Below are 15,331 nucleotides of genomic sequence, written 5' to 3' on the forward strand. Positions count from 1 at the left end.
AGGAAACGCCGCGAAGTCGTAGAATGCCAGGCTGGATAAACTGAGACAGGCCGCATTGCGGCCAGCACCGCCATGAGCACTTCCGCACCGATCTTTACCGACCCGTCCCACGTCAAGGATGCCTTGCGCGATGACGGCTATGCCGTGCTGCGCCCGCAGGACGTGGCCGCGCTGGCCGGCTGCCCGCTGGCCGCGCTGCGCGCGCTGGAGCCGAGCTGGAATACCCTGGCGCTGGACAATTACCTGAAGGATGGCGGCCGCTATCGCCGCCGGCGCCACTCGTGCTTCGTGCAGGATGGCGAGCGCCTGACCCAGACGGCGCACCGTCCGCACTGGCAACCGGTGGAATACAACGCCCTGCACGGCGGCATGCACCGCCTGTTCGAACCGGTCGAAGCGGCTATCGTCGCGCAAGCGGCCTGGCAGCAGCTGATCCGCGCGCTGGGCGACGTCTGCTCGCAGGTGAAGGGCAGCCAGCCCTGGTTCATCGAGGCGCACCAGTTCCGCATCGATACGACCGATGGCATCGGCCGGCCCACGCCGGAAGGCGCGCACCGCGACGGCGTCGATTTCGTCGCCGTGCTGCTGATCGGGCGCGACCAGGTCAAGGGCGGCGAGACGCGCATCTTCGAAGCAGACGGCCCCAACGGAAAGCGCTTTACCCTGACCGAACCGTGGTCGCTGCTGCTGCTCGACGATGCCGCCGTGATCCACGAATCGACCCCGATCCAGCCCATCGGCGAACATGGCCACCGCGATACGCTCGTGCTGACCTATCGCGCAGGCCAGTTCCAGGGCGAAAACTGACAAGCGGCCACAGCATTCCCTGTGGCCAAAATAGTTACTTGGAAGTTACTTTTGCAGACCTAAATCCGATATAGTCATACGATGTCGATATTGCGCGCTCACTGCGCCCAGCATCACCACACTGAAATCCTAGGAGAGGTCTGTGGACTCCAACAACCAAATCAAGCCTGACGAAATCGAGATCCTGATCGTCGAGGACAGCCCGACCCAGGCGGAGCGCTTGCGCCGCCTGATCCAGTCCCTGCACTATAACGCGCGCGTGGCGGCGAATGGGCAGCTGGCCCTGGCCGCCATCCGCGAGCGCAAGCCGCACCTGGTGCTGTCCGATATCGTCATGCCTGAAATGAATGGTTACGACCTGTGCCGCGCCATCAAGTCCGATCCGACCCTGCGCGACATCCCCGTGATCCTCGTCACCTCGCTCAACGATCCGAAGGACATCATCCGCGGCATCGAATGCGGCGCCGACAATTTCATCCGCAAGCCCTACGCGGAAGACTATCTGCTCAACCGCATCAGCCACATGCTGATGAACCAGAAGCTGCGCAAGAACCAGAACGTGGAAATCGGCATCGCCCTGTACCTGGGCGACCAGAAGCATTTCATCAATGCGGAACGCCAGCAAATCCTCGACCTGCTGATCTCCACGTATGAGCAGGCGGTGCAGGTCAACGGCGAGCTGCAGGCGCGCGAACGCCAGGTGATCGAACTGAACATGCGCCTGGCGCACCATGCGGCCGAACTGGAAACCATCAACCGCGAAATCGCCCTGAAAAACCTGGAACTGGCCGAAGCGAGCCGCATGAAGTCGGCCTTCATCGCCAACATGTCGCATGAACTGCGCACGCCATTGAACGCCATCATTGGCTTCACGGGCGCGCTGCTGATGAAACTTCCCGGTCCCCTGACGTCCGACCAGGACAAGCAACTCAATACCATCCGCGCCAGCGCGCGCCATCTGCTCTCGCTGATCAACGACATCCTCGACGTCGCCAAGATCGAAGCGGGCAAGCTGACCCTGTCGATCGAACCCGTGCACTGCCAGGAGCTGATGGCAGACGTGGCCGACACTCTGCGTCCCCTGGCCCAGCAAAAAGGCCTGGCGCTGGAAATGGCACTGGGAGAAGCGGGCCAGCCGCCCGCCATCATCGACACGGATCGCCGCGCACTGACGCAAATCCTCATCAACCTGCTCAACAACGCCATCAAATTCACGGAACAGGGCACGGTGCGCATCAGCCTGTCCCAGCGCGACGAAGACGGCGTGCTGGTGACGGAAATGAGCATCGCCGACAGCGGCGCCGGCATCAAGGAAGAAGACCAGGCCAAGCTGTTCCAGGCCTTCTCGCAGCTCGATTCCACCTCCACGCGCCACGTGGAAGGCGCGGGACTGGGCCTGTACCTGTGCCAGAACCTGGCCAACGCCATCGGCGGCGCGCTGTTCTTCAACAGCGACTACGGTTCCGGCAGCACGTTTACGCTGGCACTGCGCAGCAAAGCCTGACTTTCTGTGCGCCGCAGCATGGAATGCTGACTTTTTGCCATCCAGAAGAGACCGATACAGTAGTTCTACGGTATTGCACTGCACCATTTTCGGCGCTATAGTAGAACTGTCTCCTCCAATTCGTTCTCCGAACATTGGATTCAGCCCGTGAATACAACCGCGGGCTTTTTTTTGCCTGCGTTTTTCACGCATCTTCATCCTTTCTTAACTAAATCAAACGATTTAGTTATATCAATCGTTTGAGATATATGATTAAATCTCCGACATGATTGAAAAAAACATTTCCCATACCGTGCCCGCCGACGACGGGCGCAAGCCCCGTTCCGATGGCGAACAGTCGCGCGAGCGGCTGCTGCACAGTGCCATCCGCCTGTTTGCCGAGCAGGGCTACGCCAAGACGTCCACGCGCGAACTGGCGCAGGCGGCCGGCACCAACGCGGCTGCCATCAGCTACTATTTTGGCGACAAGGCGGGCCTGTACCGCGCCGCCTTCTCCCATCAACTATCGAATCCACAAGACAATATCGCCCTGTACGAGCAACCCCATTTCACCCTGCGCCAAAGTCTGGAAGGCTTTTATGCGCAATTGCTCGCCCCCATGCAGCAGGGAGAAATCGCGCGCGACTGCATGCGCCTGTGGTGCCGCGAGATGCTCGAACCGACGGGCCTGTGGGCGCGCGAGGTTGACCAGAACATCCGTGCCGAACACGAGGCGCTCACGCGTGTGCTGGCACGCCACCTGGGCGCGCCCGACAACAGCGACGACATGCACCGCCTGGCCTTTTCCATCGCCTCGCTGGCCCTGCAGCACATGGTCGGCGCCGAGGTGCTGCACACCTTGCGCCCGCAACTGATGGAAACGCCGCACGCCATCGATACCTGGCTGGCGCGCATGACCGACTACGCGCTGGCCATGGCCGACGTGGAGCGCCGGCGCCTGGCCACTCCTCCCTCCCACCCTACCGCTCAACAACAAGCAGAAGGACAAGCATGACGACTATTCGATGCACCGTTCAACGCGTCCTGGCCGCCAGCATCGCGCTGGCGCTGGGCGGTTGCGCCCTGCAGGGACCGCCCGCAGCGGTGGCCGCCAGCACGCCCGCGCAGTGGCAGGCGCCGCTGCCGCATAACGGCAAGCTGACAGACCTGTCCAGCTGGTGGCAGGGCCAGGGCGACAGCCTGCTGGTGGAATTGATCACCGACGCACAGCAGGTCAGCCCGACCATCGCCGCCGCCGGCACGCGCATCGCGCAGGCGCGCGCGGACAGCATCGGCAGCGGCGCCGCGCTGGCGCCCAAGCTCGACGCGACAGGCAGCGTGGTGCGCACCAGCCAGCAATCGGCCCAGCCCAGCGGCACCACCTCGCAGGCCGCGCTGCAGGCGTCGTGGGAAATCGATGTGTTTGGGGCCAACCGCGCCACGCGCGATGCGGCGCAGGAGCGCTACGACAGCGCCCGCGCGCTCTGGCATGAGGCCCGCGTCTCGGTCGCAGCCGAAGTGGCAAACCAATACTACGCCTTGCGCACCTGCCAGCAATTGCAGGCCGTGTCCGAGCAGGACGCCGTCTCGCGCCGCGACTCGGCGCGCCTGACGGAACTGAGCGCCGGCGCCGGCTTCCAGCCGCCCGCCAACGCCGCCCTGGCCCGCGCCAGCGCCGCCGAAGGCGCCAGCCGCGCCATCGAACAACGGGCCGCGTGCGACGTGAATATCAAGGCGCTGGTGGCCTTGTCGGCCATGCCGGAAGACTCGCTGCGCCAGAAGCTGGGGGCCAGCCCGGCGGTCCTGCCCTCGCCCGTGGCGATTGCGGAACTGCCGGCGCAAACCCTGGACCAGCGTCCCGACATCTACAGCGCCGAACGCGAAGTGGCGGCCGCCAGCTTCGAAGTGCGCGGCGCGCAGGCGCAGCGCTACCCTCGCCTGAGTCTGGCCGGCTCCATCGGCAAGGGCAATATCCGCGCCGGCGGCACCAGCATCACGGCCAGTACCTGGAGCATCGGCCCGCTGGCCGTCAGCCTGCCCATCTTCGACGGCGGCACCCGCCGCGCCCAGGTCGACGCGGCCACGGCGCGCTACGACGAAGCCGTCGTGAAATACCGCGCCGGCGTGCGCCAGGCCGTGCGCGAAGTGGAAGAGGCATTGGTCAACCTGGCCAGTACGGACGCGCGCAGCGGCCATGCGAAAACGGCCCTGGAAGGCTACCGCGTGTCGTTTGTCGCCACCGAGGACCGCTACAAGAATGGCCTGGCCAGCCTGATCGAACTGGAAGACGCGCGCCGCACGCGCCTGGCCGCCGAAAACACGGTGGTCAACCTCGAGCGCGAACGCAGCGCCGCCTGGGTGGCGCTGTACCGCGCCGCCGGCGGCGGCTGGAGCAGCAGCAGCAGCAGCAGCGCCATCGCCAACAATGCCCCCTGACGGATACGACAACATGAAAAAAATGACCCTGAAACCGATGGCTCTCGCCCTGGCCGCCCTTTGCGTTGTGCTGGGCGCCGGCGTGGCCCTGTACTCCCCTTCCTCCACGGCGGCCGACGACGCCAAGGATAAGAACGCGGCGCAAAAGCCGGCGCTCACCGTCACCACGGCCAAGCCGCAAACGGCCAGCCTGCCCATCAAGCTGAACGCCAACGGCAACGTGGCCGCCTGGCAGGAAGCCGTCATCGGCAGCGAATCGAACGGCTTGCGCCTCACCGAGGTGCGCGTGAATGTCGGCGACGTCGTGCGCGCCGGCCAGGTGCTGGCCGTGTTCTCGAACGACACGGTGAACGCCGACGTGGCGCAGGCGAAGGCCGCAGTGCTGGAAGCGGAAGCGAATGCGGCGGAAGCGGCCGCCAACGCGCAGCGCGCCCGCTCGCTGCAAAGCACGGGCGCCATCAGCGCGCAGCAGATCAGCCAGTACCTGACGGCCGAACAAACGGCCAACGCGCGCATCGCGTCCGCCAAGGCGCAACTGGCGTCGCAGCAGCTGCGCCTGAAATACACGCAGGTGCTGGCGCCCGACAGCGGCATCATTTCCTCGCGCTCGGCCACCGTCGGCTCCGTCGTGGGTGCCGGCACGGAACTGTTCCGCATGATCCGCCAGGGCCGCCTCGAATGGCGCGCCGAAGTGACGGCAACCGAGCTCATGAGCCTGAAACCGGGCACCCTGGCGCAGGTCAAGGCGGCCAACGGCAGCGTTTTGACGGGCAAGGTGCGCATGATCGCCCCTACGGTCGATCCGCAGACGCGTTCCGCCCTCGTGTATGTCGACCTGCCGGCCAGCGCCGGCAACAATGCGCCGTTCAAGGCCGGCATGTACGCCAGCGGCGAATTCGAACTGGGTAACTCGGGTGCGCTGACGGTGCCGCAGCAGGCGATCGCCGTGCGCGATGGCTTCAGCTATGTCTTCCGCCTGAATGCCGACCAGCGGGTCAGCCAGATCAAGGTGCAGGCCGGACGGCGCCTGAGCGACCGCATCGAGATTTTAGGCGGCATCACTGCCGACACCACCATCGTCGTCAGCGGCGCAGGCTTCCTCAATGACGGCGACCTGGTACGCAATGTTCAAAACCCGGTAGCAACCCCGGTAGCAGCAGCCAAGCCGGCCGCAGCGAAAAAGTAAGGAGAGGCCATGAATTTTTCCTCCCTCTCGATCAAGAATCCGATCCCGGCCATCATGCTGTTCGCGCTGCTGACCCTGGCCGGTCTGCTGGCTTACAAGGCCAATCCGGTGCAGGATTTCCCCGACATCGAACTGCCCATCGTCACCGTCAGCGCGGTGCTGCCAGGCGCCGCGCCGGCCCAGCTGGAAACGGAAGTGGCGCGCAAGATCGAAGACTCCGTCGCCACCCTGCAAGGCGTGAAAAACATCTATACCAAGGTGCTCGATGGCGTCGTCACGGTCACCGTCGAATTCATCCTGGAAAAGCAGATCGCCGAAGCCGTCAACGATGTGCGCGATGCCGTCGCGCGGGTCAAGGCGGACATGCCGGCCGAGCTGCGCGACCCCACCGTCACCAAGGCGTCCACGGCCGGGCGCGTGGTGCTGACCTTTATCGCCACGGCGAAGCCGGGCGTCGACAATCCGCTCGATTCTCCCGACCTGTCCTGGTTCGTCGACAACACGGTGGCCAAGCGCCTCCTGACCGTGCCCGGCGTGGGCGCCGTCACCCGCGTGGGCGGCGTCTACCGCGAGATCCAGGTGGAACTCGACGAAGCGCGCATGGCGGCATTGAAGGTCTCCGCCCTCGACGTCTCGCGCCAGTTGCGCCTGGTGCAGCGCGAAGCGCCTGGCGGCCGGGGCGACATCAGCGGCGCCGAGCAATCGGTGCGCACCATCGCCACCGTGAAAACGGCCGATGAACTGTCGCGCGTGGAAGTGCCGCTGCCGGACGGCCGCCATGTGCGCCTGGACCAGGTGGCCACCGTGCGCGACACGGTCGCCGAACCGCGCGCACTGGCCGAGCAGGATGGCAAGACGGTCGTCGCCTTTGAGGTGTTCCGCACCAAGGGCGCCAGTGAAGTGGCCGTCGCCAAGGGCGCACGCGACGCCATCGCCGACCTGCAGAAGGAAAACCCCAACGTGGTGCTGCAGCAGTCGATCGACAATGCCTTCCCCGTCGAGGAAAACTTCGACGGCTCGATGGAGCTGCTGTACGAAGGCGCGCTGCTGGCCGTGCTGGTGGTGTGGTGGTTCCTGCGCGACTGGCGCGCCACCCTGGTCGCCGCCGCCGCCCTGCCCCTGTCCGTGATGCCGGCTTTCCTCGGCATCTACTGGTTCGGCTACACGCTCAATACCGTCACCCTGCTGTCGCTGGCCCTGGTCGTCGGCGTGCTGGTCGACGACGCCATCGTGGAAATCGAAAACATCGAGCGCCATCTGCGCATGGGCAAGTCGCCCATGGAAGCGGCCATGGAAGCGGCCGACGAAATCGGCATGGCAGTGATCGCCACCACCTTCGCGCTGGTGGCAGTATTCCTGCCGACGGCCTTCATGAGCGGCATTCCCGGCCTGTTCTTCAAGCAGTTCGGCTGGACGGCCGTGCTGGCCGTGCTCGCATCCTTGGTGGTGGCGCGTCTGCTCACGCCGATGATGGCAGCCTACATATTGAAACCGCTGCCGCACAAGGAAGAGCAGGATGGCTGGCTGATGACGCGCTATCTGACGGTCATGCGCTGGTGCCTGAACCACCGCGGCATCACGGCCATCGCCGCGGCCCTGTTCTTTGTCGGCGCCATCGCGCTCGTGCCGCTGCTGCCGACCGGTTTCGTGCCGGCCGCCGACCGCGCACAGACGCAGATCAACCTGGAGCTGCCGCCCGGCTCCACCCTGGGCGAAACGCAAGCCGTGGCGGCCATGGCGCGCGACGCGGCCATGCGCACGCCGGGCGTCAAGGGCGTATTCAGTTCGATAGGCGGCGGCTCGAGCGGCGACGCCTTCGCCCCCGGCGCGGCGGCCGAAGCGCGCCGCGCCGTGCTGACCCTGACCACCGTGCACCGCACGGAGCGCAAGGAATCGATGGCGGACCTGGAAACGCAGCTGCGCCACAAGCTCGATACGATCCCCGGCGCCCGCTTCACGGTGGGGCCGCCCGACACGGGCGTCAAGATGCAGCTGGTGCTGCGCTCGGAAGACCCGGTGGCGCTGATGGCGGCGGCGCAAAAGGTCGAGCGCGAACTGCGCGGCCTGAAAGGCATCGGCAACGTCAATTCCAGCGCCTCGCTGGTGCGCCCGGAAATCATCGTGCGTCCGGATTTCGCCAAGGCGGCGGACCTGGGCGTGACGGCCGCAGCCATCGGCGAGACCGTGCGCGTGGCCACGGCCGGCGACTACGACACGGATCTGACGAAAATGAACCTGCCGGAGCGGCAAGTGCCGATCCGCGTCAAGCTGCCCAACAGCGTGCGCGCCGACCTGGCCGCCATCGAGCGCCTGACGGTGCCTGGCAAGAATGGCCCAGTGCGCCTGGCGAACGTGGCCAGCGTCACGATGGAAAGCGGCCCGGCGCAGATCGACCGCTTGAACCGCAGCCGCAACGTGACCCTCGACGTGGAACTCGGTTCGCGCACCCTCGGTGAATTGAACGTGGAAGCGCGCGCGCTGCCATCGATGAAGAATTTGCCGCCATCCGTGAAGATCGCCGAACTGGGCGACGCGCAGGAGATGGCCTCGCTGTTCGCCAGCTTCGGCCTGGCCATGCTGATCGGCGTGCTGTGCATCTACTGCGTGCTGGTATTGCTGTTCAAGGACTTCATGCAGCCGGTGACCATCCTGGCGGCGCTGCCGCTGTCGATCGGCGGCGCCTTCGTGGCGCTGCTGATCACGGGCAGCGCCCTGTCGATGCCATCGATGATCGGCCTGATCATGCTGATGGGGATCGTCACGAAGAACTCCATCCTGCTGGTCGACTATGCGATCCTGGCGCGCCAGGCCGGCATGAACCGCTTCGATGCGCTGGTCGACGCCTGCCACAAGCGCAGCCGCCCCATCCTGATGACGACGATCGCCATGGGCGCCGGCATGATGCCGCTGGCGCTGGGCTGGGGCGCCGACCCCAGCTTCCGTTCGCCGATGGCGATTACCGTCATCGGCGGCCTGATCACGTCGACCCTATTGAGCCTGCTGGTGGTGCCGGCCGTGTTCACCTACATCGACGACCTGGAGCACCTGCTCAAGCGCGGCATGGCCAGACTGCGCCGCCAGAAGGCGCCGCTGCGGCGCGATGACAAGGTAGCGCTGGAAAAATAGGCGTCGCCATTGTTTGCAAAATCGCCCCTCGCGGGCAAGGAAGCGAAGGACCGGCCGCCAGGCCGCGCTCCCTCGCTTCCATCTATCTGGCATACTGCGCCCATTCTCCATGAACGCAATCTGCCCTGCCTATGAATTACCGCACCCCGCTCGTCCTGCTACTGGTATCTGCGCTGCTCGGCGCCTGCTCGGAAAAGACCGCTCCCGCCAGCGCCGACCTGGCCGCTGACGTGGTAAGCGATGTCCCCGCTGCCGCTGACGCTGCCGCATCGGCCGAACACGTGCCGCCGCCGGCCGCCACCGCCCCCAGGACGGAAGAGATGAACACGCCGCAGGCGCGCGAGCGTGAAGTGGGCATGATGCGCGCCATCTTCGGCAAGGACTACCGCAGCGACAGCGAGGATGCGCTGGCCGACCTGCCCGATCCTGACAACCATGTCGACAAACTCAGTTACGTGGTCAGTGCCGTCAGCCACAAACTCCTGCCCGGTGGCCGCGCCATCCTGGTGGCGAATGCGGAAACGGCCAACACGGAAGGCACGGCGGAATCGGCACATGCCTCGTCGGGACTGTTGAATGTGTTTTTCCTGGCGCCCAAGGGCCAGCCGGAAGACGGCCAGTGGCAAGTCGTGAAACGCCTGGAAAACATCGCCGCCCTCGGTTCATCGGGGCAGCTCGGTGAAGTCCACTGGGTCATGCTGGGCGCGAACAAGCCGGGACTGGCGATCCGCCACGGCTATACGGGCCAGGGCTACACCATCACGCAACTGGCCCTGTTTGAAATCGGCGACGGCAAGGTGACCGCGCTCGATGGCGGCATGGACCTGTACTCGGACAATATGGGCGCCTGCACGCCTGACATGGATGAATGCTGGATGGTCGAAGGCAAGTGGCGCTTCGCCCCCGCGCGCAATGGCGGCGCCTACGATGACTTGCTGATCGATTTCAAGGGCGCCTCCGAGAAGATCAAGCCCGGCGTCACGGTCAAGCCGGATGAAGATCCGCCGCGCATCGCCACGCCGTTGAACGGACACGCGCGCTATGCTTTCGATGGCAAGGGATATAAATTAATCGAAGGGAAAAACACGGTGCCTGGCGTTTGACGGGATCGGACCCGCCGGGTCTGACCCCACACACGCCAGCTACCTGCGCGCCGCCTCCAGCCGCACCAGCAGCGGCGCATACATGGCACGCGTATGGCTGCTCCAGCGGGCCATGGCGCTGTCGATATCGAGCAGCAGGCGTTCCGACAACACCTTGTCGCCCTGCTGCAACGCCCAGATCGCGCACTCGGCGCGGCACTCGAAGCTGTTGTAGCGCGTCAGCGCGTCGTCGAATTCCGCCTTCGCCTCCACCTGGCGCCCGCTTTGCGCCAGGGCGCGCGCCGTCAGCAGGGACACCATCTCGGGACGGAAATGGATATCCGTGCGGCGGATGAATTCCAGGTGCGTCAAGGCCTCGGCGCCCCGTTCGCATTCCAGATAGGCGCGCGCCGCGCCCAGGCGAATTTCCAGGTCCGATGAAAACGCTCCCCGCAGGCAGGCTTCGTAGGTCGATGCCGCTTCCTGCGCATCGCCCGCTTCGAGCAGCGCGCTGGCCAGGCGCATCTGGTTTTGCGCCGTCGGCGTGTACTCGAAAGCGGCTCTCGCCTCGCGCAGTTCGCGGTTCGGATCGAGCACTTGCACGGCCACCGAAGCGACCTTGCGCGCGCCTTGCGGCAGGCGCGAATTGGGCAGGTAGATGGCGAAGAAATACACCACGCTGCCCAGCAGCGGAAACATGAATAAAATGAGCAGCCAGTACAGCTGCTGCCCGTTGCGCACCACGTGAACCGCAAAAAATACCGCGATCAGGATGTGGATGCCTATGCCAAAAATCGTCATGCTGCGACCTCGTTCGTGACGGGAGCAGCTGGCACCATGCCGCCGCTTTCCCCGGTCAGAATATTACACTGGCCACGGCAAACGACCGCGTCGTGCACGCGCGCCTATTCCGTCTTGGCGGACCAGCCGCCGCCCATGGCCCGGTACAGGTCGACCGAGGCGACAAGGACGCGCGTCTTCAGTTGCAGCAGCCCCACGTCGGCGCTGTACAGGGTGCGCTGGGCGTCGAGTTCTTCCAGGTACGAGGCGTAGCCATTGCGGTAGCGGTTGTGCGCGATGCGCAGGGTATCCGCAGCGGTGGCGCGGCGCGCCTCGTTTTCCACTGCTTGCTGCCGCAGGCGGTAGATGGCGCCCAGGCTGTTCTCCGTTTCGGCGAAGGCGTTGCGCACCACGTTTTCATACGCGTACACGAGCTGGTCGCGCTGCGCACCGGCCGCATCCGTCTGCGCCTGCACCCTGCCGCCATCGAACAGGGGACCGGCCGCCAGCGCCGTCAGCCGCCACAGGGCGGTGGGCGCATGCAGGAAATCGGTGAGGGTTGTGGCTTGCCCGCCGCCAACGGCCGTCAGCTTGAACGAGGGCAGCAGCTGATCGCGCGTGGCGGCCAGGCTGGCATTGGCTGCCGCCAGGTTGTGTTCCGCGCGCGCGATGTCGGGCCGCCGGCGCAGCAATTCGGAAGGCAAGCCGGCAGGCACGCCAGGCGCCGCCAGCTCGGCCAGCGGCAAGCCGCGCGCGATGGGACCGGGATTTCCGCCGACGAGGACGGCCAGCGCGTTTTCCTGTTCGAAGATCTGCCGCTGCAGCTGCGGCACCTGCTCGGCCGCCGCATGGTATTCCGATTGCGCCTGCAGCCATTCCAGACGCGAACTGTAGCCCACCTCGAACTGCTTGCGCGCCAGCTCGCGCGACTGTTCGCGCAGCTGCAGGGTCGATTGCGTCAACGCCAGCTGCGCGTCGAGGCCCCGCAAGTTCAGGTAGCTCGTCGCCACGCTGGCGGCGATCGACAGGGCTGCCGCATCGAGGCTGGCCTGTTCGGCACGGTAGCTCTCGCCCGCTGCATCGCTCAGACTGGCCAGCCGGCCCCACACATCGATTTCATAGCTGGCCTGCAGTTCCGCCTGGAAGACGTTCGTCACATACGGCTTGCCGCTCGACGCCAGGGTGCGCGTGCGCGTCGGCGAGCCATCGAAGGCCAGGCTGGGCGCGCGGTTCGCATCGGCCTGCGCCAGGCGCGCGCGGTATTCCTGCACGCGGGCGCGCGCCACGCGCAAGTCGCCATTGCGCGCCAGCGCCTCGCCCACCAGATCACTTAAAACCGGATCGCCGAACGCCTGCCACCACAGCTGTTCCACCTGTGTACCATGCGCGGACGCTGCGCCGCCCTCGCCTTGCGCGCGCCAGCCGGACGGCAGTTGCAGGGCCGATGCGGGCTGCGGTGGCGCGTTGGCGGCGCAGCCCGCCAGCGCCAGCACGCCGGCAATCAGCAGGAGGCGGCGCCTCATGGCTTGGCCTTCGCGGTCGCCTTTTTCGGTGCAGGCGGTGGCGCGGGATTGTCCGCCGAGTCGTTCAGCACGGCGGACGTGTCGACGCTGACCACCACCGACATGCCCGGCACCAGGCGGCGCGCATTCGCCTGGCCCGCATCGATGCGGATGCGCACGGGAATGCGCTGGGCGATTTTGAGGTAGTTGCCCGTCGCATTATCGGCCGGCAGCACGGAAAACTCGGAGCCGGTGGCCGGCGAGATCCGTTCCACCTGACCCGTCAGCACGGCGCCATCGAGCGCGTCGACGTGGAAGGTGGCGCTCTGCCCTTCCTGCACGCCATTCATTTGCGTTTCCTTGAAATTGGCAATCACCCACATCTGGCGCGGCACCAGCGCCATCAGCTGCGCACCGGAGTTCACATACGCGCCCTGGCGCACCGTCACCTGGCCCAATTGGCCGTCGGATGGCGCCACGATGCGCGTGTTATCGAGGTCGATCTTCGCCGCCTTGACGGCCGCCTGCGCATTCGCCACGGCCGCTTCCAGCGCCTGCTTGTTGACCACCACGCTATGCACGCTTTGCTGGGCGATGTCGAGGTTGGCGCGCGCCTGCGCCAGCGCCGCCGCCATCTGCGCCTGCGCGGCGCGCGACTGGTCGTGTTCGCGCTGCGACAGGGAACCGTCGGCCACCAGCTGCTCCACGCGATTCAGATCGGCGCTGGCCTTGCGCGCCTGCGCTTCCGCATTGGCCATCACGGCCTCGCTGACGGAAATGCCCGCTTGCGCGCTGGCCTTTTGCTGCGCCCAGTTCGACAGCGCCGCCTGCTGCGCGGCCAGCTGGGCCTGCGCCTGTTCGTAGCGCTGCTGGTAAATGCGGTCGTCGATGCGCACCAGCAGCTGGCCTTCCTTGACGTCCATGAAGTCCTGCACCGTCACTTCCACCACATAGCCCGACAGCTGCGTGCCGATGATGGTCACCTGGCCCCGCACAGTGGCGTTTTCCGTCGTCACGATGGGGCTGGTGAACGGCGGCAGCCGCCACGCATACAGCACGATCAGCACGCCCACCAGGGCCACGGCGGCAAAGGCCAGCGCGGACAGCCACTGGTGACGCCGGTCCGGCTGCGGCGGCGTGCTGCTTGCAGCGGGCGCCGGGGCAGGTGGCGCAGCGGGTGCTGGTGTTGGTACTGGCGGCGTGGTGTTATTTTCTGTCATTGCTCGGTTCCGAATTGGTAATGGGGACGATGGCCATGGCCGTCTGCGCATCGCGCACGGGGCCGACCAGGCGACGCGCGCCGGTGGTGATGCGGGTCCAGGACTGGCTGACCAGCATCCAGATCAGGGTGGCGATGGCGACGCCGGCGATCATCAAAAAAACATCGTTGTAGGCCAGCACATTGGCTTCGCGCGTGGCAATGGCGCCCAGGCGCGCCACGCCCTGGGCGCTGCGCAAGGCAGGGTCCGTCAGCACGCCGCCATAGCTTGCGGCTCCGGACTGCACGCGCGCGGCCACTTGCGGGTCAAGCATGGTGAGATGCTCGACCAGGTAGCTGGAATGGTATTTTTCCCGCGCCGTCTGGATGGTGCCGACGATGGCCGCACCAAGCAGGCCGCCCAGGTTCTGCGTCATGGTAAACATCACGGAAAAACTCACCAGGTTGCGCGGTTCGGCGATGACGGCGCCCATGCCGGCCACCATGGTGGGGCCGAGGAAATACGTGCCGCCAAAGGCCAGCAGGAACTGGCTGACATACATGTTGACGGGGCGCGTCTGGCTGGTGGCATGCGCGTCGATCAGGGCGCCTGCAGCGATCAGCAGCAGCGCGAACATCAGCGAGCGGTTCAACGTCGCCGGATTGATCGTCAGCGCGCTGACCACCAGGCCCGCCACGCTGCCCAGGAGCACGACGACGAACAGGTTTTGCATCTGGTCCGTGTTCAAGCCCAGCGCCTGCAGGAAGCCGACGGCGCCCGTCGATTCGGACAGCACGATACGAAACAGCAGCACGGACAAGAACAGCTTGGCGATCTTGCCCGTGGTGAGCCAGCGCGTGTTGAGCAGCGGGCGCGCGCGGTTATGCTCGATGGCCAGCGAGGCGGCGATCAGCACGATCGAGCATGCCAGGCACACGCCCACCCACTCGGATTCCATCCACCACGCCGTGCGCCCCTGCGCCAGCACGGCGCACAGCAGGGCCACGCCGGGCGCGAACAGGATGAAGGTGAGAAAATCGAGCGGCTCGAACGTCTGCACCCTGTCGCCGGGCGGCAGTTTCAGGGCCAGCACGCAGCCCAGCGCCAGCAGGGCCAGTCCCAGTTCGAACAGGTACAGGCCATGCCATTCGCCGATCTGCAGCAGTTCGGAAGTGAAGATGCGCGCCAGGGGCAGCGCCAGCTGGGCAAAACCGAGGCCCAGCACCACGCCCTTCAGGCGGTGCCGCGCGGGAAACGCCTGCAGGGTGTAGTACAGCCCCAGCACGCCCAGCGCGCCGCCCACCATGCCATGTGCGGCGCGCACGGCGATCGCGGACGGCAAGGTATTCGCATACAAGTGGGCGAAGGTGACGAGCGCATACAGCACCAGGAACGCTTCCGTGAACAGGCGCAGGCCGAACTGCTGGCGGAACTTCACCAGCAGCAGATTCATGGAAACGATGGTCATCACGTAGGCCGCCGGCAGCCACTGCATCTGGTAGGCATAGGCAGCCAGCGAACCTTGCAGGTTCAGCAAATTGGCCGTCACCAGGCCGTTGCCCAGTCCCCCCGTCAGCGCGACGATCAGGCCGACGATGAAATACGCGACACGCTTGGGCGTCGAATGTTCGGGCATCGATGGCGACCCGGGCAAGGTCGGGCGTTCGCCCGGCCCCCAGGTGCGAGGTGTGTACTTGTCCATGCAGTAATCGCGATCCGGTTTGCTGAAG

At 65.9% G+C, this 15,331-nt stretch carries 11 protein-coding genes; 7 read left to right on the plus strand and 4 right to left on the minus strand.

Annotated features, from left to right (window positions below; translation table 11 throughout):
• Positions 1–72 precede the first annotated feature (72 nt).
• The 7 genes from U0004_RS24710 (at position 73) to U0004_RS24740 (ending at position 10,141) form a co-directional block, all read left to right on the plus strand.
• Positions 73–807 carry a 2OG-Fe dioxygenase family protein gene (locus U0004_RS24710; protein ID WP_070254500.1) on the plus strand — a complete coding sequence of 245 codons (735 nt, stop codon included), beginning with the start codon at positions 73–75 and terminating at the stop codon, positions 805–807.
• A 142-nt stretch (positions 808–949) separates the two neighbouring features.
• Entirely contained in the window at positions 950–2,311 is a 1,362-nt protein-coding gene (locus U0004_RS24715; RefSeq protein WP_034786510.1) for a hybrid sensor histidine kinase/response regulator, read from the plus strand.
• Between the two features lie 265 nt (positions 2,312–2,576).
• A complete protein-coding gene (locus U0004_RS24720) occupies positions 2,577–3,305 on the plus strand; it encodes a CerR family C-terminal domain-containing protein (RefSeq protein ID WP_070254499.1) in 729 nt (242 codons plus the stop codon).
• Positions 3,302–4,726 carry an efflux transporter outer membrane subunit gene (locus U0004_RS24725; RefSeq protein WP_070254498.1) on the plus strand — a complete coding sequence of 475 codons (1,425 nt, stop codon included), beginning with the start codon at positions 3,302–3,304 and terminating at the stop codon, positions 4,724–4,726. Before U0004_RS24720 ends, U0004_RS24725 begins: the two co-directional genes overlap by 4 nt.
• A gap of 13 nt (positions 4,727–4,739) precedes the next feature.
• Entirely contained in the window at positions 4,740–5,912 is a 1,173-nt protein-coding gene (locus U0004_RS24730; RefSeq protein ID WP_070254497.1) for an efflux RND transporter periplasmic adaptor subunit, read from the plus strand.
• A gap of 9 nt (positions 5,913–5,921) precedes the next feature.
• Positions 5,922–9,038, plus strand: a complete 3,117-nt coding sequence (locus tag U0004_RS24735; RefSeq protein ID WP_070254496.1) for an efflux RND transporter permease subunit — start codon at positions 5,922–5,924, stop codon at positions 9,036–9,038.
• Positions 9,039–9,169: 131 nt separating this feature from the next.
• Positions 9,170–10,141, plus strand: a complete 972-nt coding sequence (locus U0004_RS24740; RefSeq protein WP_070254495.1) for a hypothetical protein — start codon at positions 9,170–9,172, stop codon at positions 10,139–10,141.
• A 39-nt stretch (positions 10,142–10,180) separates the two neighbouring features.
• Here the strand turns inward: U0004_RS24740 and U0004_RS24745 are convergent, their stop codons facing one another.
• The 4 genes from U0004_RS24745 to U0004_RS24760 all read right to left on the minus strand — a co-directional run bounded on the left by U0004_RS24745 (position 10,181) and on the right by U0004_RS24760 (position 15,303).
• Entirely contained in the window at positions 10,181–10,921 is a 741-nt protein-coding gene (locus U0004_RS24745) for a tetratricopeptide repeat protein (protein WP_070254494.1), read from the minus strand.
• A gap of 104 nt (positions 10,922–11,025) precedes the next feature.
• A complete protein-coding gene (locus U0004_RS24750) occupies positions 11,026–12,423 on the minus strand; it encodes an efflux transporter outer membrane subunit (RefSeq protein WP_070254493.1) in 1,398 nt (465 codons plus the stop codon).
• Positions 12,420–13,622, minus strand: a complete 1,203-nt coding sequence (locus U0004_RS24755; protein WP_070254492.1) for an HlyD family secretion protein — start codon at positions 13,620–13,622, stop codon at positions 12,420–12,422. The genes U0004_RS24750 and U0004_RS24755 overlap by 4 nt, the downstream gene beginning before the upstream one ends.
• Positions 13,609–15,303, minus strand: coding sequence for an MFS transporter (locus U0004_RS24760; protein ID WP_070254491.1), 1,695 nt, complete (start codon positions 15,301–15,303; stop codon positions 13,609–13,611). Before U0004_RS24760 ends, U0004_RS24755 begins: the two co-directional genes overlap by 14 nt.
• Between the last annotated feature and the right edge of the window lie 28 nt (positions 15,304–15,331).

The sequence above is a fragment of the Janthinobacterium lividum genome (assembly GCF_034424625.1).
Taxonomy (GTDB): domain Bacteria; phylum Pseudomonadota; class Gammaproteobacteria; order Burkholderiales; family Burkholderiaceae_D; genus Janthinobacterium; species Janthinobacterium lividum.